Annotated in this window: 16 protein-coding genes and 4 pseudogenes; 10 read left to right on the top strand and 10 right to left on the bottom strand. The window is 67.8% G+C overall.

All coding sequences use genetic code 11. From position 1 onward, the window contains the following. The first annotated feature begins 611 nt into the window (after window positions 1-611). Window positions 612-1,676, top strand: a pseudogene (locus CP978_RS36300) (IS630 family transposase). 458 nt (window positions 1,677-2,134) lie between these two features. Here CP978_RS36300 and CP978_RS01155 read toward each other — a convergent pair. Beyond that, complete coding sequence (locus CP978_RS01155; protein ID WP_144401413.1) at window positions 2,135-2,395, bottom strand: hypothetical protein; 261 nt, start codon at window positions 2,393-2,395, stop codon at window positions 2,135-2,137. Between the two features lie 21 nt (window positions 2,396-2,416). Between CP978_RS01155 and CP978_RS01150 the strand changes: the two genes are divergently transcribed. From CP978_RS01150 to CP978_RS01140, 3 genes and pseudogenes are all read left to right on the top strand, one after another. Next, a complete protein-coding gene (locus tag CP978_RS01150; RefSeq protein ID WP_043436805.1) occupies window positions 2,417-3,367 on the top strand; it encodes a nucleoside-diphosphate kinase in 951 nt (316 codons plus the stop codon). A 274-nt stretch (window positions 3,368-3,641) separates the two neighbouring features. Next, window positions 3,642-4,697, top strand: a complete 1,056-nt coding sequence (locus tag CP978_RS01145; RefSeq protein ID WP_150478120.1) for a FomB family phosphonate monophosphate kinase — start codon at window positions 3,642-3,644, stop codon at window positions 4,695-4,697. Between the two features lie 141 nt (window positions 4,698-4,838). Continuing rightward, a pseudogene (locus CP978_RS01140) lies at window positions 4,839-5,945 on the top strand (cysteine protease StiP family protein); the annotation flags it as partial. A gap of 26 nt (window positions 5,946-5,971) precedes the next feature. On the opposite strand, the gene CP978_RS34730 reads toward CP978_RS01140, so the two are convergent. Further along, window positions 5,972-6,136: a hypothetical protein gene (locus CP978_RS34730; protein ID WP_158508305.1), complete on the bottom strand. Its 165-nt coding sequence runs from the start codon at window positions 6,134-6,136 to the stop codon at window positions 5,972-5,974. A gap of 560 nt (window positions 6,137-6,696) precedes the next feature. Here CP978_RS34730 and CP978_RS01135 point away from each other — a divergent pair. Beyond that, window positions 6,697-7,513 (top strand): annotated as a pseudogene (locus CP978_RS01135) (IS5 family transposase). A gap of 63 nt (window positions 7,514-7,576) precedes the next feature. On the opposite strand, the gene CP978_RS01130 reads toward CP978_RS01135, so the two are convergent. Next, window positions 7,577-7,957, bottom strand: a complete 381-nt coding sequence (locus CP978_RS01130; RefSeq protein WP_043436802.1) for a hypothetical protein — start codon at window positions 7,955-7,957, stop codon at window positions 7,577-7,579. Window positions 7,958-8,032: 75 nt separating this feature from the next. Between CP978_RS01130 and CP978_RS01125 the strand changes: the two are divergent. Then, window positions 8,033-8,402: pseudogene (locus CP978_RS01125) on the top strand (transposase family protein); the annotation flags it as partial. An 18-nt stretch (window positions 8,403-8,420) separates the two neighbouring features. Here the strand turns inward: CP978_RS01125 and CP978_RS01120 are convergent. The 5 genes from CP978_RS01120 to CP978_RS01100 are packed head-to-tail and all read right to left on the bottom strand — an operon-like array spanning window position 8,421 to window position 12,919. Further along, complete coding sequence (locus CP978_RS01120) at window positions 8,421-9,209, bottom strand: ABC transporter permease (protein WP_158508304.1); 789 nt, start codon at window positions 9,207-9,209, stop codon at window positions 8,421-8,423. Next, complete coding sequence (locus CP978_RS01115; protein WP_043436799.1) at window positions 9,206-9,979, bottom strand: ABC transporter permease; 774 nt, start codon at window positions 9,977-9,979, stop codon at window positions 9,206-9,208. The genes CP978_RS01120 and CP978_RS01115 overlap by 4 nt, the downstream gene beginning before the upstream one ends. Further along, complete coding sequence (locus tag CP978_RS01110) at window positions 9,976-10,929, bottom strand: ABC transporter ATP-binding protein (protein ID WP_043447862.1); 954 nt, start codon at window positions 10,927-10,929, stop codon at window positions 9,976-9,978. Before CP978_RS01110 ends, CP978_RS01115 begins: the two co-directional genes overlap by 4 nt. Beyond that, entirely contained in the window at window positions 10,926-11,741 is an 816-nt protein-coding gene (locus CP978_RS01105; RefSeq protein WP_144401410.1) for a GNAT family N-acetyltransferase, read from the bottom strand. The genes CP978_RS01110 and CP978_RS01105 overlap by 4 nt, the downstream gene beginning before the upstream one ends. Continuing rightward, a complete protein-coding gene (locus CP978_RS01100) occupies window positions 11,738-12,919 on the bottom strand; it encodes a M16 family metallopeptidase (protein WP_144401409.1) in 1,182 nt (393 codons plus the stop codon). The genes CP978_RS01105 and CP978_RS01100 overlap by 4 nt, the downstream gene beginning before the upstream one ends. 761 nt (window positions 12,920-13,680) lie before the next feature. On the opposite strand from CP978_RS01100, the gene CP978_RS01095 reads away from it, so the two are divergent. Further along, a complete protein-coding gene (locus CP978_RS01095; RefSeq protein ID WP_052453904.1) occupies window positions 13,681-14,784 on the top strand; it encodes a hypothetical protein in 1,104 nt (367 codons plus the stop codon). A gap of 470 nt (window positions 14,785-15,254) precedes the next feature. On the opposite strand, the gene CP978_RS01090 is transcribed toward CP978_RS01095, so the two are convergent. Next, window positions 15,255-16,643: a helix-turn-helix domain-containing protein gene (locus CP978_RS01090; RefSeq protein WP_079161940.1), complete on the bottom strand. Its 1,389-nt coding sequence runs from the start codon at window positions 16,641-16,643 to the stop codon at window positions 15,255-15,257. 1,029 nt (window positions 16,644-17,672) lie between these two features. Then, window positions 17,673-17,804 carry a hypothetical protein gene (locus tag CP978_RS36010; protein ID WP_260421106.1) on the bottom strand — a complete coding sequence of 44 codons (132 nt, stop codon included), beginning with the start codon at window positions 17,802-17,804 and terminating at the stop codon, window positions 17,673-17,675. 838 nt (window positions 17,805-18,642) lie between these two features. On the opposite strand from CP978_RS36010, the gene CP978_RS01085 reads away from it, so the two are divergent. The 3 genes from CP978_RS01085 to CP978_RS01075 are packed head-to-tail and all read left to right on the top strand — an operon-like array spanning window position 18,643 to window position 20,656. Next, window positions 18,643-18,864: a hypothetical protein gene (locus tag CP978_RS01085; RefSeq protein ID WP_043436789.1), complete on the top strand. Its 222-nt coding sequence runs from the start codon at window positions 18,643-18,645 to the stop codon at window positions 18,862-18,864. After that, window positions 18,861-19,856, top strand: a complete 996-nt coding sequence (locus tag CP978_RS01080) for a sigma factor-like helix-turn-helix DNA-binding protein (RefSeq protein WP_107070329.1) — start codon at window positions 18,861-18,863, stop codon at window positions 19,854-19,856. The genes CP978_RS01085 and CP978_RS01080 overlap by 4 nt, the downstream gene beginning before the upstream one ends. Further along, complete coding sequence (locus CP978_RS01075) at window positions 19,853-20,656, top strand: hypothetical protein (RefSeq protein ID WP_052453902.1); 804 nt, start codon at window positions 19,853-19,855, stop codon at window positions 20,654-20,656. The genes CP978_RS01080 and CP978_RS01075 overlap by 4 nt, the downstream gene beginning before the upstream one ends. Window positions 20,657-20,862 lie beyond the last annotated feature (206 nt).

Genomic DNA, 20,862 nt, shown 5'->3' with positions numbered 1-20,862 from the left:
GTGCGTTACTCGTGCCCTGTGCGATAGCTTCGCGAGACCGTCGCTCGGGTCACTGTCCAGCTCCGAACAGCAGGCCCAGCGTATTCGGGGGCGCAACATCAGTACTCACTTCCGCAGCATGACTGGCGCTCGGCTTCCGGACCAGGCGTTGTCCGTTGCCTCTTTGGCAGGAGACTGTTCCATAGTGCGGCGCCCACACCTACGGCGCCGCCAAAGCAGGGTCTTCGAGTGAGCATTCGATTGAGGAAGATCACCCCTTATGCCCTAGTGGGTTTCTCGCCGGGTGGGTGTGGTCTCGTAGTCGCGGGCCAGGCGGCGGTGAAGCATGATCCAGCCGAGGCTCCGTGCCTGGCGGCGGCGGGAGACCTTCGAGGGGCAGTCGACGTTCCGGGCCTGACCGTGCTGGATAGCTACCAACGCTTGCCTGGACCTGCTCGCCAAGTGCCGCCCGGAGCCTGCGACCAGCGACGAGGTGCTGTGGCTGCGGCCCTGCCCGGACCGGCTGCCCGCTGGCGACCGTCGCCGTCGCGCGGGAGAAGGCCGTTACTGACCTTCAAAGCGTGGTGTCGGCAGGGGCTGACGGCCCATGATCCCTGCGGTATGCCAACTGCGTGCGGTATGTGCAAGGGGGCGGACTGACCGACGAGCGGCGGGTCTTCCGCGAGACGCTGAGGCTGGAGGCGGCCGCGCGGTTCATCCAGGGTGACGAGAACGCGGTCATAGCGCACACTCTGCGGGTCAGCGTCCGGTCGGTACAACGATGGCGCAAGGCCTGGTCCCAGGGCGGGCCGAGAGCCCTGGCCTCCAAAGGGCCGGCATCATTACCGCTGCTCAGTGACGAGCTGTTCACCGTGCTGGAGCAGGAGCTGACCAAGGGGCCGGTGGCACACGGCTGGCCGGACCAGACCTGGACCCTGTCACGGATCAAGACGCTCATTGGACGTCGGTTTCACAAGAGCTACACGGTGCAGGGCGTTGCCGCGCTGCTCAAGCGGCATGGCTGGAGCTGCCAGGTACCGGCCCGCCGAGCGGCGGAGTGCGACGAGGCGGCGGTGGCTGGCTGGGTGAAGGAGACCTGGCCCCAGGTGGAAGGACCGTGGCGGTGCTCGGTGCCTGGCTCGTCTTCGAGGACGAGGCCGGCTTCTCGATGACGCCGCCGACCACCTGCACCTGGTCCCGCCGCGGCCACACTCCCGTCGTGCGCGTGCGGGGACGCTCCCGCCGCCGGCTGTCCGTCGCCGCCCTGGTCTGCTACAAACCCGGCGAACGCTCCCGGCTGATCTGCCGGCCCTGCCCGGACGCCCGACCCGACGGACGCAAAAGCTTCTTCTGGAAGGACTACCGCGATCTGATCCAGACCGCGCACCAGCAGCTCGGCGGCCCGATCGTGCCGATCTGGGACAACTTGAACACCCACCTGACGGCCGGGATGCGCCGCTACATCGCCGAACGGGACTGGCTCACCGTCTACCAACTCCCGCCCTACGCTCCGGACCTCAACCCGGCCGAGGGCATCTGGTCGGTACTGCGGCGCACCACCACGGCCAACCGTGCTTTCGCCGACCCACAAGACCTGATCAACGCCGCCCGGCGGGGGCTTACGTCAACTCCAGTACCGCCGCGACGTTCTCGACGGCTGCTTCACCGGAACCGGACTGGTGCCCGCCCCACCATGACGACATCACGCATTCAAGGCCAGTAGGCGTAGATGCGGACGATCGGCAAGGCCAATCTGGTGTTACCCGTTGCTTCTATGGTGGGCAACGGACAACGTCTTGAGACGAAGAGCTGCTAGCTACCACAGTTGCTTCATGACTTTGCACCCTGCCGTGACACCGGTTACGCCAGTTCCCCCCGGCCTCTGCTGCCCCGGTGGGCGTTGCCGAGGGAAGACGTACCCCTTACTGACGCTGTAGCCGGAGAGGTTCACCGGAAGCCCGCGGCGTCCGGTGCAAGGGACCTCTCCCACGCCCCTCGAACGGGGAGGGAGCATTACAAGGCGGAGAATCGCGTACCCGGGCGACCTTTCCGGGCACAGTGATTTCAGACGGCCTGACCGCGGACGCCGAGTCGCTGGGATCCTTGGCGGCGAGCGTGCAGCACATCACCGAGGACGTGCAGGGCACGGTGGCCGTCAAGGTGGGCTGCCTGGTGCGCCGGCGACGTTGCCGAAGCCGGGACGGTAACGGATCGACTCGCCAAGCGCCCGGACAGCATTGACGACTTCCGGGTCGGTCTCGGCTTTCGAGGTGACGACCTCTCTGCCCACGCCTGTGGAATCGGTCAGTTCGTCCTGGGTGGTGACCCGACAGATGTCTTTACGCCGCAGAACCGGCAGGTGAACGGTTTTCTGGGTAGGGCGGTCATCGCTGCCGGTGCAGCAACCCAACGTCATGCTATGGGAGGGGCATTGAGCATGGATCAACCCGAAAGAGCGTGTGTCGTACCGGAATGGCTGAGTCGGGAGGGGCGCAAGCGGGAAACCTACGCGGTCGACCCCTACTACCGAGACGCCTGGGACGACCTGGCCGACCTCCTCGGCACCGAACGGACTGTAGCCGATCAGCTCCATCGCGTCGCCCCAATGGTTCTGAAGCCGGACGTTGTTGCCGTCCGGGGCGGAGCGAGGCTACTGACCGCGGTCCGCGCCGCGGGCTTTGTTCCAGTTGCATGGAGAAAAGTCCGGTTCGACCGTCATACCAGTCGCGAACTGTGGCGATACCAGTTGAACGTCGCGACCCGCGAGCGCATCGATTTGATGGACATGATCATGCCGATAGGGGAGTCGCTGTACATCCTGCTCCGAGACACGACGGAATCAGAGATACCGGCTACCGCCAGACTGAGCGACATGAAGGGACCGACTCGCCCTGAGGATCGGGAGGCATACCACCTGAGGCGGATCGCGGGAGCAGCCCAGGCCTCGGCGCTCACGTACATTCATGTCGCGGACGAACCCGCCGACATTCTGAGGGAGTTGGGAGTCTTCTTCGAGAGGTCGGAGCGGAAGCGCCTCCTCGCTGTCCTCGACAGCCGTCGGGATGTTACGCAGCAGGTGCTGGCGGCCCTGACGGAAGTCGAGGCATGCACCGAAGCGTCCGACCTGTTCTGGAAACCAGCGTTGGACAGACTGGACGCGCAGCTGTCCAGCCATCCGAACAGCGCGGAATTGGCCGTGCTGCTCCAACAGGTGCGATCCGGCCGGAGCAAGGACTGGCAGTCGCTTCTCGCCTTGGCGGACAGGTTTGGGATGCAGTGGTCGCGTTGGGACCGGATATCAGTGGCAGCCCAACTGGGCGCCCGGCATCTGGCGGCCGAACCAGTAATTCCTGACGTGAGCCGGTCCGCTTGGTCGGTCGACTCCTGATCTCCCAGGGGGGATCGGGTAACGGCTGTGACAGGCAGTGCAGGAAACAGAGAGGGGACCAGTATGCGCAGGTCCAGGGTGGTGTCGTTGTTCGCGGCGATCTCGCGGCAGTTTCCGACTGACCTCAGCCGGCCGGCGAAGGCAGCCGCATCATGACAATCGATCGGATTTACTTACCGGATCGGCTGTTCCGCCCATCGGGCCGATCGCGGCGGTGAGGTAGCCATGGCCGTTCACTCTGGAAGCCGTAGGAACTCTTGAAAGGCAGGACAGCATGACTTCGCAGATCGCTCCGGTCTCGGTCGAACCGGACACACGTGATGACGTGCGTGACGCTCTCGGTCAGCACTACACAATCAGGTCGTCCCGGGTGATCGATCTCAACTTGTTCAAGGTTCGCGTCTCCAGCAACGTCGCGGACTTCGCCGGGTACGCCTTCTACACTCGGTACGCCTCTCCCGAGACGGCCTGCGCATACGAACTCGTCTTTGTAGATCTGAACCGAGACCCGATCGATGCGGCGCTGATCGAGCCCCTTGTGGACCAGGGATACCGCGCCGACCGGTTTCGCGGAGGCTCCTACATCACCCACCATTTCGGTCCGCCCGCCTATCTGGTGACTCGTGGTGATCGAATCTATGTCTTCGGTCGCGAGCTGGAGCGCACCCTCTGGCCGTACTTCACCAAACGTCTGCTCACCGACTTTGCTATCGATCATGGTCTCGTGCACCTCAAAGCCGCAGCTTTAGTCCAGCCGCAGGGTGCCACCCTGCTGTTCGGCCGCCAGAAAGCCGGGAAGACCGTCTTCCTTACACAGGCCTGTGCCGCGGGTGCGCGGTTCTTGAGCAATACGCATGTGCTGACAGACGGAGAAACCGTGCATGGCGTACCTTCCGCGATGCGGGTCCGGAAGGGCCCGGGCTTCGACCAGCTCATTGGTTCGGGCCAGCTGGAGAAACACCTGGAAGCATCTGAATATCGGCTTGATCCCGATCTCATCTTCGGTAGCGAGGCGATCGCCGAAGCCACGGTCCGCAACCTGTGCATCATCGATTACAACCCGGACCGGCCCCCCTGCTTCGATGAAATTGACGCGGAGCCTTTCACGGCGTTCTTGGACCTCTTTGCCTGCGCGCCCGGTGCCTACGGATTGAAGGACGACATGTTCGCCCATCTGGACAACGACTTCTACCGATACAGTGCCGCCTTCACAGAAATGAAGCGGCGCATGAGCGACCTTGTCGGAGGAGCACGGCGCTTCTATATAAACGCGGACATGCTCGATCCCACGGTTCGGGACCGCACGCTGGCGCGTCTCGCGGAGCAGTGAACGAAATGTCCATCCTGAACGAGGCCCCGATTCCCGCGTACGCAGCCGGTGTTGTCCTTGTAGAAAGGCCGGGCTATGGCCACTGAAGCCGAACGCAGTGCACCTTTACTGACGGGCTGTCAGAGGCGTGCTTCCGGTACTCCCTTGCGCGGCCCCGCGTTTTCCTCGTACGCCCCCGAGGATGTCGGCTGGCTGCTTAAGGACCTCTCTGGAGTGGCCCTTGAGACCACCCCCACGGAGGAGCGCGAGGAAGCCGTCCTGGGCGGCGGCGCCCGCTACCGCGAGGCGCTGCCCATCGAGTACCAGCCGGATGCGTCGTACCTGGACCTCTACCGGGCCGCGCTCGAGGATTCCGCGGTCCGTACCGCCCGTGCCATCGGTGTCGTCACCGAGACCGTGCTCAGCGAGCGGTCACCCCGCCCCGTCCTCGTTTCGCTCCTCCGCGCCGGCACCCCCGTAGGCGTGCTGATGCGCCATTGGGCACGGCATGCGCACGGTCTCGACCTGCCGCACTACGCGCTCTCCATGATCTTCGGCCGCGGCATCGACACCACCGCCCTGCAGTGGCTGGCCGACCACCACGACCCGGCCGATGTCGTCTTCGTCGACGGCTGGACCGGTAAGGGCTCCGTCACCCGCCAACTGGCCGAGGAACTGCGCGGCACCCCCTTCGACCCGCGCCTCACGGTCCTCGCCGACCCCGGCTCGTGCGTGGAGACCTATGGCTCGCGCGACGACATCCTCATCCCCTCCGCCTGTCTCAACTCCACCGTTGCCGGGCTGATATCGCGGAGTGTTCTCCGTGCCGACCTCGTCGGCCCGCACGATTTCCACGGAGCCAAGTTCTACCGTGAGCTCGCCGACGCCGACGTCTCCCGCGAATTCCTCGACACGGTCTCCGCCCGTTTCCCGGACGTCGAGGCCGACGTCGCCGCCGACGCCAAGGAACTGGCCGCCGCCGACCGTACGCCCACATGGTGGGGGTGGGCAGCCGTCGAGCGGATCAGCGAGGAGTACGGCATCCACAACACCAGGTTCGTCAAGCCCGGCGTCAGCGAGACCATCCGCGTACTGCTGCGCCGCGTCCCGTGGCGGATCCTGGTCCGGCGCGGGGCGAGCGCCGACCTCGACCTTGTGCGGCTGCTCGCCAAGCAGCGCGACGTGCCTGTGGAGGAGGTCGACGAACTGCCGTACTCCAGCGTGGGCCTGGTCCGGGTTCGCGGCGCGAACGCGGCGTCGCACAGGTAGACCAGGACTTTCTCGTTGCCGCGGATTCACCAGCCCGAGGTCTTGTGAAGGGGCGCCAGGAGGTTGCCCACGAAGGCGTTGCGTTCGGTCTTGTCGGCCAGGCGGCTGAACAGGACCGGCTCGCCGACCGTCTTGCGCCGGCCATTCCTCTCGCCGTGCCGCAGCGTACGCGCGACATCGTCCGCAGACACGCCCGGTGCGGTCAGGAGCCGGCGGGTGGATCCGGGCGACGTGGAACACCGCACTCAACGCGGCGACTCGCGGGACGCCGTGCGCAGGCGGCAGATCTGAGTGGTGGGGGCGAACCGATGGCGTGACCGGGAGGACGACCTGCCCGCGGATCTCGAGGGCAATGGGGACGTGCACGCCGCGCTGGGCCAGCCACCGGACGCCGGAGAGTTCATCACCGCTCTCCAGACCAAGCACTGTACGTCGCTGGACCGCTTGGAGCAGGCGCCGGCGGAGGGCACCACGCGCGGGGTGGCGATCCCCACGCCAACTGCCGGATCCAGTCAGCAGGTTGGAAAAGGTTCCCAGTGCCACCAGCCTGGTACGGTGCAGCGCCTGGAGGGTGTTGAGCGCAAGCCCTCGTACTGGATGTACTTGGGCTGGTGCCCGGTGCGGCGAGTGGGGGCACCTCCCAGGCCCTTGAGGCAGTGGGGGAGCGTGCCGGGCGTCGCGACGGGGCGAACGTCGGCTGTCGGGGCGCTAAGACCGTGTTCTGCGTGGTGAGGCGGTCGTTGGTCCGTCCATGGGGCGGGGCATGTGGAGTTGGATTGTTCCGGACGGGCTGTGGGAGATCGCGAAGCCGCTGATCCCTCCGTCGAAGGTGCGGCCGCAGGGCGGAGGGAGCAGGACACACCTGATGAGACGCTGTTCGCGGCGATCGTCTACGTGCTGGTCAGCGGCTGCGCCTGGCGGGCTTTGCCGCCCTGTTTCGGCATATCGAAGTCGACCGCGCACCGCAGGTTCCTGATCTGGTCGAGAGCCGGGGTCTGGGGCCGTCTGCACGAGGCCGTGCTGCACCGACTGGACGACGCCGGCCTCATCGACGTCACCCGCGTCGTCCTGGACACCGCCCATGTCCGCGCTAAAAAGGGGGCGAACACACAGGTCCGAGTCCCGTGGACCGGGGCAAGCCGGGTTCCAGGATGCACGTCCTGTCGGACGCCAACGGCCTGCCCCTCCTCGTCGGCGTCTCCGCCGGCAACACCCACGACAGCGAAGGGCTGAAGCCGATGGTCGAGGGCCACCAAACGAGACACGATCCTCACCGCGGCCGCCGTTTCAAGCCCCGGCGCCTCCACGCGGACAAAGCGTACGACCGCGCGGACCTGCACAGATGGCTGCGATGGAAACGCATCGGGGTGCGTATCGCACGCAAAGGCATCGAGTCCAGTGAACGCTTAGGGCGGCGCCGCTGGGTCATCGAACGGACCATGTCGTGGCTGTCCGGCTACCGTCGGCTGAGCCCCCGCTACGAGCGCAATCCCCGCAACAACCTGGCATTTCTCGGACTCGCCGCAGCCCTTTGCTGCTACAGGCGACTGATCCGCCTCACCACGTAGGACACGGTCTAAGGGCTGTCCCGTGACTGCTGGTCATCTCCGACGGGAGACTGCCTGCGGCGGTCATCCGAAGATGAGCTCGACGTCCTTGTCCAAGCAGTACTTCATGACGGTGACCAGTTGACGGGCGTCGTCGACGCGTCGCTGGCGAACGGGGTAGCCGTCCTCGTGTTGGAGCTGATCGATGATCGCCTCCAGCCTGGGCAGCATGGCTGCGCAATGAACGGGCGTGAGAGAGCCGTCATCGTCTGGATGGTCGAGCAGCGGTGCCAGCGTGGTGGAGATGCTGCTCCACATGCGGTCGCCACCGAATCCATTCATCTCAGCAAGGGTGAGTCCCTCCGTGTGGGCCGGCCACTCCTTGAACATGTTGAAGCCGGTGTAGGACCAGGAGACGTCCGGGCTGGTCACGTCGCCGTCTCCTGGGAAGAGCATGAGCCCCATCCTGTTCCTCCTTGCTTACCCGGGGCCCAGGATCAGCCGCAGGGAGACGTGTCGGCAACTGAAATGATCTGCCGCATGGCTGGTGTGATCACGGCGTCGGAGTCGTCATGGATAGCCCCGTTTGCTGGGCTGAGCCCGCGACAGTTCGACAAGCTGGTCACCGCGCTGCGGCGTGAAGGCGCGGACCTGGCGCGCAGGGGCAGACCTGGCGCGCAGGGGCAGACCGTGGAGCCTGCCTCTGGAGGACCGTGTCCTGCTGGTCGCCGCGTACTGGCGGACGAACCTGACCCTGCGGCAGCCGGCGCCGCTGTTCGGAGTCTCGAAGTCCGCGGCTGACCGGATCATCGACCACCTCGGGCCGTCGCTGGCACTGCAGCCCCGCAAGCGGTTCCGTAAGGACACCGTGCTGATCGTGGACGGCACGCTGGACCCCACCCGCGACCACATCACGACACGACACGCGCTAGAAGTGGTCGGTCCGACCAGTGCGTCTGCTGCGGTTCAGGAACATCGTGAACATCACGTCCGCCGCGACAAGCCAGCCGACGCCCAGCACGGCGGCCGCGCCGGCGGCGGCCAGGGCGGTGGTTCCGTCGTTGGCCAGAACCGCGCGCACCGCCCGCAGGGTCCAAGTGGGCGGTAGCGCGAGCGCGACGACGCGCACGACCGCGGGCCAGCGTTCCACCGGGATCTGCACGCCGCAGATGATCATCATGGTGAGCGACACGCCGTTCGCCACCAGGTTGCGGGCCCCATTCGCGTTGAGTACGAGGGCCGCGAGCAGCAGGCCGAAGCAGTAGGTGGACAGCGAGGTCAGCACGATGAGGCCAACCAGCGCGGGGACCTGGCTCGGCCGCCAGGCCACGCCGAACAGCGGGCCGACGGTGAACATCGATACGAGCGTGGTCACGCTGGCGCTGGCCGGCCACTGGAGGCTGCGCCCGAAGAACACCCAGACCGGGCGGCTCGGGGCTGCGGCGAGGAACTCCAGCGTGCCGGCGGCGCGCTCCCAAGTCGTCGACGGAATCACAGCCATGCACTCGATCACACTGCTCATGAGGCAGCTGCCGACCGCGAGGTACTCGGTATGGGACAGGCTGCCGGCGGAGCGCCCCAGGAGAGTGAAGAAGACGGCCTGCGCCAGCATCCGGCCCAGCCAGCCGAACAACCAGATGCGCCAGGTATAGATGGCACGCATGTCGGCCGCAGCGTTGGCCGCGCTGTAGGTGACCACCCGCAACGTGCGGCTCATGTCAGCACCACGGTGCCCTCCCGGCATGCTCGGTCGATCATCCGGCGCATCAGGACCGTTCCGATGAGGAAACCCGCGGCGCCGAGTGCCACGATCGCCAGCAGCCGCAAGGGGGCGGCGGTGACGGCAGCCGGGGCGAGACTGGCTCGCATCAGGTCCGCGGACCAGGTCAGGAAGATCAAGTGCGTCACGGTCCGCAGCCACCAGGGGAACATGGTCAGGGGTACCGCCAGGCCGCCGAGCAGGTAGAGCGGATAGCTCAGGGTGTTCTGCAGGACCCGGGCGGAAGGCAACAGCACGTAGAGCGGCGCGAGCAGGGTGGTCGTGCCTGCGGCGGCCAAGCTGCTGGTGACCAGGCAACAGATCAGCACCACCGGGTGCGGCACCGGCATCCAGCCGGTGCCGCCCAGCAGGCTGACTGTGGTCCAGGCCTCGGCAAACGCGACCAGCCCGATGAGCGCGACCGAGCACATCCGCCCGAACAGCGTGACGGCCAGCGGCGCCGGGGCGCCGAGCTGCGCCTCCAACGTGCCGAGGAGCCGGTCCTCGGTGATCGCGTTGCCGGCCACCGACAGGGCGAGCATCCACAGTGCCATCAGCGTGGGCGCGACCACGGCGTTGCCGATCTGCGTCTGGTGCCCGGTCCACCGGTCCACGGTGACGATGAACGTGGTGAACAGTGGGGTGGTGACGCAGATCAGATAGGAATCGGGGGTGGCGGCGGACAGCCGGAGCTGGAGGGTGACCGCGGCCCAGAACTGCCGTGTCACCGGACCGCCATCCCACGGTCCTCTATGAGGCTGAGGTACACGTCGGCCAGCGTCGGGCCGGGGGTGTTCAGCTGGCTCACGCCGGCCTCCAGCAGGAAGGTCAGCACCGCTCGGGTCGTTGTCTCGCTGTCGGTCAGCACCCGGATCGAGTCGTCCGCCGCCTGTTCGACAGCGCGCACGCCGGAAACTCCGCGGAGGCCGACCACGATGTCGGGGGGCACCTGCCGCGCTTCGACGGCGTCGACACGGGCGACGAGATTTCGTATTCCGATGGTGTTCTCGGTAGCGATCACCCGGCCGCGGTCGATGAAGGTGACCCGGTCGCACAGGGCCTCCGCCTCGGTCATGTCGTGCGTGGCCAGGATGATGGTGTGGCCGCTGCCGCGCAGGTCGGTGACCAGGGCGCGGAAGTCGCGGGCGGAGATCGGGTCTAGGCCGGCGGTGGGTTCGTCGAAGATGAGCAGCGGCGGATCGGCGACCATCCCGCGCGCGATGTGCAGCCGCTGCTTCATGCCCCGGGACATCGTGTCGACGCGATCGTCCGCCCGGTTCGCCAGTCCCGTGCGCTCCAGCAGCTCGTCGACGCGCGCCCGCAGGGCGGAGCCGTGCAGCCCGTACAGCGCCGCCCAGAAACGCAGGTTCTGCTTGCAGGTGAGCCGCCCGTACAGCCCACGCTCGCCGCCGAACACCACACCGACGATCCGCCGGACCTCGTTGGGCGCGATGTCCACGTCGTGCCCGAACACTCGCGCGGTGCCGGAGGTCGGGCACAGCACCGTGGACAGGATGCGGCACAGCGTCGTCTTGCCGGCGCCGTTGGGCCCGAGCAGCCCGTGCACCTCGCCTTCGTCGATCCTCAGGTCGACGTGGTCCAGGGCGACGAACGGCGTCGCATCCGAACGCTTGCCCGGATACGACCGGGTCAGCGCTTCCGTGACGACGGCGTTCATGACACGGTCACCCCGCACTGGCGGTACCAGAGCGCGTGATCGGGATTCCATCCCTGAGTGATCAGCTTCGCGACGATGCGGTCGCCGTGCCCGTCCCCGCCATCAGTGACGGAATGTACGACATTGCCGATCAGTGGAGCCCCGGCCTTGGTGGCCTGCCGAACGCACGCACGGGTGAGCGTGTCGGTGGCCGCGCGCCGAACCTCGTCGTCGGCCTCGACGAGCACGTCGAACAGTTCGACGTACGCCTCACCGGTGACCTCGTCCCGCTCCGCGCAGAGCAGGGTCGCGTGGCCGATGGCGGTTGCGTCGCGTTCGGCCACGAAACTCTGTCGCCCGGGGAGGGCCAGCAGTCCGGCCGCGATCTCCTCGGTGTCGCCGAGGGTTCCGGCCGGTCCGTGGGCGGCCCCGTTGACCAGCGCTTGGCCGACCCAGCGCCGCAGGGTGGCCTCGTCCTCCGGCACCGCCCGCCGCACCGTGATCATGTCCGATGTGGACGGTGTGTCCGCGGCCGGTCCGCCGGCGTGGCGGAGGTAGCTGGTGTGGCGGATCCACGGCCGCGGCGGGGCGCCGTCGGTGTGGTGCAGGCGCACGAGAATGGCGTCCGGCGCGTCGACGAGGTCGGTGGCGATCCTTGGCAGCGCTGCCCACCAGTCCGCGTTCGTGGCCAGGGCAGCCGGGCAGTAGGTGACCAGCAGGCGGCGCTCGCCGCTCACTGGGTCGGTCTGCTCGTCGGCCACGAACCGACTGCCTTCGAAATCTCGCAGCACGTCGGCCTGACCGGCCATCTCCAGGTAGTCCGTCACAGTCATCGCATGGGCTCCGGACGTACAGTCACCACGAGATCCCGCAGTATGTGCTGAGCGGCCTGGGCGACGTCGTCCGCGGTGACAGCGCGGAGCTGCGCCATGTCCACGTCGGCGGAGAACGGCGCACCGGCCACCGCGCCGGCGGCGAGCCGGCGGGCGTGTTCGAGTGGGTCCTCGGTGTCGAACACAAGCGCGCTGCACACCTGTCGATGGGCCGCGTCGAGGTCCTCGTCGGACGGACCGCGCTCCGCCAGGTTGCGCAGTATGGCGGTCACCACCTGCACGACGTCCGGGCCGCGATCGGGGTCTGTGCCGATCAGCACCCGCCAGGCACCGGCCTCCGCGTACCCGCGGTGCCAGGACTGGAATGAGTAGGCCAGACCATGCTCGTTGCGCAGCGCGCGGTACAGCGGCGAGAACGGACTCGCACCGCACAGTGCCGCCAGGATCTCGAAGCGGCTGCGCTCCGGCGTGCCTGCCGCAGCCGATCGGCCGCCGATGCTGACCCAGGAGTACTCCTCGGGCCAGCGGATCTCCTGGTGTTGTACCGCGCCGAGCGGGACGAGCGGCCGCGCGACCGGCAGATCGGCCGCGAGCGCGGACCGGGCCTGGTCGATGTCGGGCGCCTTCGGCCCGACGACCGAGAGCGCCAGCCGGCGGCCGCCGAACATCAGGGTGTGGTGGTCTCGTACGACCTGTGGGTCGATGCTGCGCACACTGTCCGGCGTGCCGCCGACCGGGCGGCCGAGTGGATGGTCGGGAAAGAGCGCGGCCAGGAATGCGTCCTGCACCGTGTCCGCGGGATCGGCCGCGGCGGCGTCCAGTTCACGCAGTACCACCGCGCGTTCGGCTGCCAGGATGTTGTCGTCGTATTCGGGCGCAATCGTGGCGCGGATCAGCAGATCGGCGACCTCGGCGAGATCCTCCGCGAGCACCTGGCACTGGAACAGCATCCGGTCCAGCCCAGTCTCCGCGTTCGCCCGGCCGCCGGTGCGTTCCACGTACTCGGCCAACGAGGGTTCGTCCCGGACCGGAGAAGCCATCAACAGATGTTCGAGCAGATGAGCGACGCCGGACGCTGCCCCGGGATCGTCGCGTGAGCCCATGTCCACGGCCAGGCAGATACTGGCGGTGCGCATATCGCTCCGAATAACCGAATTAATCGCTTCCTGTACGAGCACGGCATTCTCCTGGACCAGATTTCCATAATAGTGGGCGCCACCGAACAGCGGTGACGCCCACCCGTGCGACCTGTTCGGTCAGTGCTTCTTGATCTTGCTGATCTTGTCGAGACGCGGGCGCATGGCTGCGGCGTGCTTGCGCATTGGGTCACTCCTTTCAAGTTTGCGGCCAACGCACGTACGGCTTGTACGTAGTCGGCCGCTGGCTGCTGACTTTGACAAGTCTGGCGTGGCGACCTCGCCGCGAGCCAGACGTTGTCCGTTGTCTGCTCAGCAGGAAACCCGGCAACGCATGGTCAAGCAATAGGTGCCGACATGGCGTCGGAACTCCGGAAAGCGGAGATTCCCGAATGAGCGCTGCCGTCAGGGGGAATGCCGTTGGGTGCGGAATTCGGAATGATTGCGCCCCGCGACGGACGTTCCAGCCCTGGTGTCCGGTTCGAACGGAACTGGGTGAGCCCGCCGGCACCCGGTCGCGGTGTCGCAACAGCAGCCTGTCGCACGCTGTCCCGATGGGCGCTGACGGCCACCCCGATCGTGGATGGTCCTGGTCGCGGCGACTGAGAATGTCGCCTCGCAACGGGTGGCGGAACAGCGCGGCTTCGTCTCCGAGGGCACCGCGCGGTCGGGCGGGAGCCCGTTCGCGGGCCGCACCGACTCCGGGTGTACTCCCTGTCGCGCGCGGACCTGCCGGCGTTTCCTGCTGAGCAGGCAACGGACAACAGCTGGCCCGTGCCGAACCGGCGGTGGAAGGTGATCAGGTGAGTACTGACACCGTAACGGTCCCACACGTCACCGCACCCGAGATCACACTGGACCTGCTGTTCGGGCTGCTGGACTGCGATCCGAGCGACGGCCTCGCCAAGCTGGTGCACAACGCGCGGGTGGCGCACTACACGCTGCCCGCGCTGGTGCTCTCGGTGCTGGAGAACGAGGGCGTCGACCTGGGTATCACCGCCGGCGCCGAGCTGCGCCGGGCCCGGCACCGCGCCGCCAGGTATGCCGGTGTGCTCGCCGACCTGCCCGACGACGGCGAGGTCGTCCCGCTGAAGGGACCCTCGCTGGCGCAGCTGTACCCGCCAGGAGTGTTGCGCTCGCAGGGCGATGTCGATCTGCTCGCGCGGGACGAGAGCCGGCTGTGGCAGACGGTCACCCGGTTGGCCGCGGACGAGTCGAGCCAGATCTGGGTGACCGTGATGGGCGTGGAGCCAGCGTGGAACGTGCTGGTCACCATGGTCTGGCAAGCCGACGAGCCGATCGTGGAACACGAGTACCGGGTCGAGCTGACCACCGCCGCGCTACTCGGCGACTTCGACAGGGTGAGGGTGCGGACGACCCTGCCGACCGATCCCGTCCTGGCAGCGCTGGTGTGCCTCACCGAGGAGGGGCTCCAGCGTCCGTTCCACCCCAGAGACGCCCTCGACCTGTACGTGCTGCAGCCGCGGTTGCCGGCCGCCGCGGACATCGCCGCGGTCGTCGAGGAGTTCCACCTGGCACCCGAGCTGCTCGAACTTGGCCGGTACACCTCCCGCGTGCTGCCGCAATGCGACGTCGCCGAGCTGATGCGTGTGCTGGCCGAGCCCGCTCGGCGTGAACTCGACCGCCGGGAGAACCTGCCGGCCGCCGTCGCTCCCGTCGAGCTCCGCGACGTGGTCCGGTGTGGACAGCCGGCGCAAGGCCTGCTGCTGCGCCGCCGGATCCGCACCGACCTGGCCACGGCCCGCACGCACTGGAGCGGCGACCAGGCAGTGCTGCACACGCCCGTGGGCGACTACCTGTTGGTGGCGGGCAAGCTGGTGGCCGAAGAGGACTTCGAGTCGGCCCTCGCAGTGCTGCACACGTGTGACGAGAGTGCGGCTTGCTGACCAAGCCCAGACCGCTGCCGGTCGCCTCCGGCGGCTCTGGTGATGTGATCTCCGCGTGGGCGCCGGCCAGGTCGCGCGGCTACCAGGCGCCCGTGATTGCCGCGCCCCCTGTGTGAGGGCGTGATTCTCGACCCACGTCCCGGTCCACGGGGCGTGGGTGACCTCGATCATGTGGACCGGACGCCCGGGGCGCGCTGCGCCGACCAACTCGAACCGGTCGACGCAGGCGGCGACATCATCGCCCGGGGTGACGAACCCGGTCTGGTCCAGCCCAGCGCTCGACCCGCTGCTGCTCTCCGCGGCGGAGATCTGCGGCATTCCGGGCACGGTGACAGGTGGTTAAAAGCGACGCGCCCGGAGCAGGACGCTGCCGGCACTGCCCGGTGCCATCGGCGAACGCGGCATCCGGGCAGCTTCCAGCGCAAGTTCAACGGGTTCAGCGGCCCCGCCTACCTGGACCGGTTCGGCGCTTACTGCTGGTTCTGGAATGTCAGGGCGGTGTCGCCGAGGACCCCGTCCTGGTTGCGCACAGGCGGTTGCGGCGCACGGGAGTCCGGCAGGCGGCGCACCTGGGAGTGGAAGCCGTCGGGCGCCGGCCGGAGCGGTCGGGTCTCGTTCAGCTCGGCGGAGAAGGCCGCGGTGAGCTGGTCGAGACGATAGGCGCCGGGCGCGACCTGGTGCAGCAGATGAATCTCCGCCAGAGCGTCCAGCAGCGCGTGGGCTTCGTTCACCCCGGTGCCGAGCAGGTCGGCCGCGGTCGCCGGTGAGACGGTCTCACCGCCGGTGACCGCCAGGCGTTGCAACGCATTCGCCGCAGCAGGCGCCAACTTGCGGTAGGACCACGACAGAACAGTCCGCAATGTGGTCGCCTCGTCCGACCCGCCGCCGAGGCCGTCGAATGGCGACTGATGCCACCCGGCGATGTTCTCGGCGGCGACACGCAAGGCCAGCGGGACATAACCACAGGATTGCGCGATGTCTGGCGCGGCTGATCGGTCGAACCACGGTCTAGCAACGGCTTCGAGCAGCCGTACTGCCTCGTCCTTGGTCATCGGTGGCACCGTGACTCGCTCCGCGCCGTCCCGTACGACCAGCCCGGACAGCCGGTCCCGGCTTGTCACCAACACGTGGCACCCACCGGCCGCCGGCAGCAGTGGCCTGACCTGTCCCGGGTCGGCCGCATTGTCCAGCATGATCAGCACGCGCCTGCCGGTCATCAGGCTGCGGTACCGGGCTGCGAGGTGTTCGGCAGGCACCTCCGCGTCCACCTGTCCGCCGAGGGACGTCATGAAGTGGCGCAGGACATCGGCAGTGTCGGCCGGCGCGCCGGGGCCGAAGCCGCCCAGATCGGCGAACAGGACGCCGTCGGGGAACTGGCGCGCCACACTGTGGGCCCAGTTCAGCGCTGTGCTGGTCTTGCCGATTCCCGCCTGCCCGTCGACAACGACGACGGTGCACTCTGCCGAGTCGCGACGCGCGCCCGGCAGATGAAGAGTGCGGTCCAATGCGGACATGGTTGCTGCCCGCCCGACCAGGCCGGGCACCGCCCTGGGTAACTGGTTGAGCGACGGGCCGCGGCGGCCGGACCTGCCGGCGTCGACGAGACCACTCAGCAGGCCATCGGTGCGCAGTACCTCGTCACACCGCCGGGCGAGCATGTCGGTCGGCGCCTTGCCCTCGGTCTCCACCCTGCTGAGATGGCTCTTGCTGTAGTTGACCAGCTGGGCCAGCTGTCCGAGTGAGAGCCCCCGGTCGCGTCGTGCGGCTCTCAAAGCGGACCCGAACGACCGCGTGGGGGTCGTGTTGATGGCTATTCGCGACTGCTCCGGTTCTATCCGGTCAGCTGGTCGACTGGTCATGAATGTGCTCCTCGTGGTGAACAGGGCTCCGAAGGAGACCGGTCCGAAGGGGACCGGGCCGAAGAAGATCGAGCCGCTCCATCACTGTGGTTTTCGCCCTGTCCTGGAAAGGCGTCGGGAACGGGTGGGTGTCTGAATCCCCGTGATGCGTGTCCTGCGGACACGTAGCGGGGAACAGCATGACGACCGAGCAGGCGTCGCCGCCGGTGTTCTTGAGGCTGACTATGAGGTCGCCCTCGGCCATGCCGTGGGAGGTGCTGAAGTCGAGGTCCGCCGTCTTGCAGGGCCCGTGATGATCTTTCCGTTACCGCTGCCCTGCGCGGTGGCTGGTCCGCCGCCGGTGACCGTGGCGTTCTCGTCGGATGCGCCGCTGCCGCCGGAGGCGCCGGCCGAGGAGGACGCGCTCGAGGACACGGGGGAGGCCGCGGAGTCGTTCGAGTTCGCGGCGGAGTCCTCGTTCCCCTGGCAGGCGGTGAGCGAGAGACCCGCCGCGAGGGTCAGGGCGGCAACGGTGACCTCTGAACGCGCATTGTTTCTTCCTCTGCGGTCGGTGCCGTGCGCTCGCTGCGAGCGAGCGTTACTGATCATCGAGACCCACTCGGCCTGTGGAACGTTCCACCCGCCGCCTCCTCATACATGCCTGTTACACGAATGCGGGTGCACGGGTGGCGCCACCGCCGGGCGCGCACCGCCCGAGTCCGGCTGCGCACCCCGGCCCAGCACCGCCGTCCGGCCCGGGAAATGGGGCCCGAGCGTCATGTGGGGTGCCGCGTCGATGCCGTGCTGCCACTCTTGGACCGCCGGTTTCCGCCATCCGCACCGTGAACCTCCACGGCCGCCGACCGCTGGGACAGATCCCTGACCGTCCGGCCATTGAACTCATGTGCCACCGCGGACTCACCAGATGGGATGAGGCTGAGGGCCGCCTCCCACGTGGGTCTTTTCAGGCCGTCGGGGGCCGGTGCAGGCGGCGGATCTCTGCCCAGTCCTCCACAGGGTCAGATTTGATCCGCCGTCAGAGGCCAGGATTCACCCGTCGCCGAGAGTGGTGGCTGCCTGAGCCGCGATGTCGCCGCCCACCACCAGGGTGAGACCGGCAGCCGACCCCAGCACCCAGGTGCGCAGGGGACGGTTCGACTTCTTGGCGCGGATGTGCTGCATAGAAAACGACTCCAAAGAGTGTGAGGACAATGCTGGCAGGTCGGGCAGCGCCGGTACTGAAAATCCCGTACCGGAAACCGCCTCTCACGCCACCAGACGTGCGGCCCCACCTGAGGTTGTCGCAACCCGCAAAAAAACCTGCAGCCTCCCTGGGGCCAGCCGGCCGTCTCGTCGTCCCGGCCAATGCGGCGCCCTCCAGGAATGGGCGGCATGGGCCGCGGCCGGGGATCGGGGCGCCGCTCAGCCGCTTGCGCGTCGTCCTCACGCCCGTGCCGTGTCAGCGCGACGGCGACGTCAGGGCGGGGGACATCGGCGGGGGAGTGAAGTACCCAATGCCGCCCTGAACTGTGCGACACAGGGCGTCTGGGCGCAATCAGGGTGCGATGTCAGTGGGCTGCACTACGGTCGGGGTGCCGAGGGGAGTGCGCTGTTCTCGTCTGGCCGGTAAGGACGGCCAGACGAGAACAGAGCTGCTCGCTCCCCAACTTCTCGGCACGGGAGCGAGCCCTTCCGGATGGGAAGGCCGACACCAGAGGCGCCTACTTCCATTGACGTTCTTAGCCTCCCGGATTGCAAGGCAAACCGGGAACTTCCATGCATGCGGCGTACGACGTGCCGTTTTCTGCTCACTGAGCGGTAGTCAGTAGTCACTGAGCGCCGGTCGTTGACCATCACGAGTCCGACATTGTTCCGTGATTTCATGATCACGTGGCGTTACAACTCCTGGTGTGGCCATGCTGGTTGACCTCCTCGGCAGGCGGCGTCGGCACCCGCCTCCCCGGGGACCCGCCGGTCTCCGGATGGGCCGACGGGCTTGAGAAGGCCACTTGGAGGTTCCATGGAACGAAAGCAGATATGGCTGATCACGGCCACGCTCACGGTGTTCACCTGGAGCGTGGTCATGGTCGCCATGGGGCAGGTCACGGCCATCGTCGTGCTCGCGCCCGCGCTTGGCCTGACGGTGCAGCAGATCACGCGTACTGCCCGCTCCCACAATGCCCCGGCCTCCGGCCACCGCGTGACCGTCCTCCCTCACGAGAAGGAGGACGACATACCGTGACCGCACCCTCCGTTCCGCCGGACGAGCCCGACCCGTCCAGCCGCCGCTCCACCAGCAAACCGGCGCCGCCGTCCCCGCAGACACGGCAGGCCCGGCCCGCTGGCCCGGCTCGCGTCTCGGCCTCCTCCGGCAAGGGCCGCCCCGGCCGCCCCCTGGGGCAGATCACCGCCGACTGCACCAGCACCCACCGGGCCTGGCTACAGCCTGTACGCGAGGCCTACCTGAAGTCCGGACTGACCATGAGCCAGCTCGGGAGCCGGCTCCACATCTCCAAATCCAAGATCTCCGAGCTGATGAGCGGCCGCATGTACCCGCGCTGGGAGGTCCTCTACCCCCTCGCCGTCGAACTGAGCATCCCCTACTCGCCCCTGTACCGGCTGTGGGCAAACGCAGCGCTGGAGACACACAACAAGTCCCCCGCCTGGGTGGAGGGCTCCGCCGCACGCGTGACCGTGACCACCCGGCCCACCGCCCCGCCCCTGGACTACAAGGCCTTTCGCGACCTCACCCAAGACGGCTACCGCGAGTACGCCAGCGTCTTCCTCCCCTACGAAGGGTGCGACACAGCCCTCGACCACGCCTACGACCAGCTCTGGCTGTCCTGGCCCAACGCCCTCGCCAGCCCCGACGCCCGCCGCTACGCCTGGAAAGTCGTACGCGCCACCATCATGTCCCGCACGCCCCATGTCGACGGACGCCCCGAGTTCCTCCACGCCGCCTTCGAGACCGAGGTCCTGCAGAAGCTCACTGACGAGGACGCGGCCATGAAGCAACTCCACGAGACGCTGGCCCTGCTCAAGGCGATGAGCCGGCTGCCCCACCCCCAGTTCGACGTCATCGTCCTGCACAGGCTGTGCGGCATGCCCATCGAGACCGTCTCCGACTTGATGGGCGCCCCGCTGGCCACCGTCCGCTCCGACGAACGGCATGCCACCCGCTTCCTCGACATCGCCCTGACCACCGAGCCCGACTCCGAAGGGAACCATCCGTGACCCGAATCGAAGGCATCCTCTCAAGGGCCCTACTGGCCCGAGACCGCACAGTGCCCCGCGACATCGTCTCCACCATGGGCGCCGGCGCCCCCTACCTGCCGCCGTCCCCCACCGACGACACCGACACCACCACGCCTGTCGACACCGACGGCACGACCGGGTCTGTCAATGAGGCTGCCGAAGACCTGCGGGCCCTGTGCGAGACGTTCGTCTCCCACACCCCAGCTACCGACGTCGTCGACTTCGTCACCGAGCAAGTCCCCGAACCCCGCAGCGCCCTGGTGCTCGCCTGCGTCCTGCAACTCACCGACACCGACGACGGCGCGCGTTTCTGGTGGCAGTACGCCGCCGGCGGCGGCGAAGCCGCAGCCGCCTACTGCCTCTACCTCCACCACCTCGCTCAAGGAGAGAACACCACCGCCAACTGGTGGCACCAGCAGACCGACGACGTCCAGCCCGCACCAGACAGCCCAGCTCCCGCCACCACGGAGTGGGCACCGGGCTTCAACCAGGTCGACAGCATCTCCACCACCACGATCCTGCGGCTCCTGCGACACCTGGCCAAAGACACCGTCCGCCCCCGCACCACAGCGGTCACCCGTCTCATGGCCTACATCCCCACCGCCGTGACCATCGGCTACCTTCGCGAACCCGACATGGAACTGCCCCTGCCCGGCCCCGACTTCGCCCGCCGCGTCCGCGATGTCCTCACCGCCGCCAACCGCCCCGACGTCTCCGACACCCTCCCCGCCCGCCACTCGCACGAGGACTGCTCACTCCAGGAGAGCATCAGCCGCTGACCCCCTGCCAGCTCTCCAGCTACTGCGGCACCGCTCCACGAGGCAGCGAAGAAGGTGAACAAGGTCAGCGACACAGCGGGCGGTCAAGCGCAGCCGGACGTCGCCGCACCGCTCATCCAGCAGACCGACAGGGCAGCGGCGACCAGGCTCCCGCAGAGAGCGACCGGCGCCTCCGAAACTGGGGCGACGGCCGGGTTTTCCACTTC

The sequence above is a fragment of the Streptomyces nodosus genome, from assembly GCF_008704995.1.
Classification (GTDB): Bacteria; Actinomycetota; Actinomycetes; order Streptomycetales; family Streptomycetaceae; genus Streptomyces; species Streptomyces nodosus.
Note: the sequence above shows the minus strand (reverse complement) of the source record. Positions and strands in the feature narration are given on the sequence as shown.

What these genes read in the sequence shown, in the direction of transcription:
- CP978_RS01090 (WP_079161940.1), bottom strand. Translation starts at nt 16,643, where the DNA reads ATGACCAGTCGACCAGCTGACCGGATAGAACCGGAGCAGTCGCGAATA.
- CP978_RS36010 (WP_260421106.1), bottom strand. Translation starts at nt 17,804, where the DNA reads ATGCAGCACATCCGCGCCAAGAAGTCGAACCGTCCCCTGCGCACCTGG.
- CP978_RS01110 (WP_043447862.1), bottom strand. Translation starts at nt 10,929, where the DNA reads ATGAACGCCGTCGTCACGGAAGCGCTGACCCGGTCGTATCCGGGCAAG.
- CP978_RS01145 (WP_150478120.1), top strand. Translation starts at nt 3,642, where the DNA reads ATGACTTCGCAGATCGCTCCGGTCTCGGTCGAACCGGACACACGTGAT.
- CP978_RS01105 (WP_144401410.1), bottom strand. Translation starts at nt 11,741, where the DNA reads ATGACTGTGACGGACTACCTGGAGATGGCCGGTCAGGCCGACGTGCTG.
- CP978_RS01130 (WP_043436802.1), bottom strand. Translation starts at nt 7,957, where the DNA reads ATGGGGCTCATGCTCTTCCCAGGAGACGGCGACGTGACCAGCCCGGAC.
- CP978_RS01150 (WP_043436805.1), top strand. Translation starts at nt 2,417, where the DNA reads ATGGATCAACCCGAAAGAGCGTGTGTCGTACCGGAATGGCTGAGTCGG.
- CP978_RS01120 (WP_158508304.1), bottom strand. Translation starts at nt 9,209, where the DNA reads ATGAGCCGCACGTTGCGGGTGGTCACCTACAGCGCGGCCAACGCTGCG.
- CP978_RS01155 (WP_144401413.1), bottom strand. Translation starts at nt 2,395, where the DNA reads ATGACGTTGGGTTGCTGCACCGGCAGCGATGACCGCCCTACCCAGAAA.
- CP978_RS01085 (WP_043436789.1), top strand. Translation starts at nt 18,643, where the DNA reads ATGGAACGAAAGCAGATATGGCTGATCACGGCCACGCTCACGGTGTTC.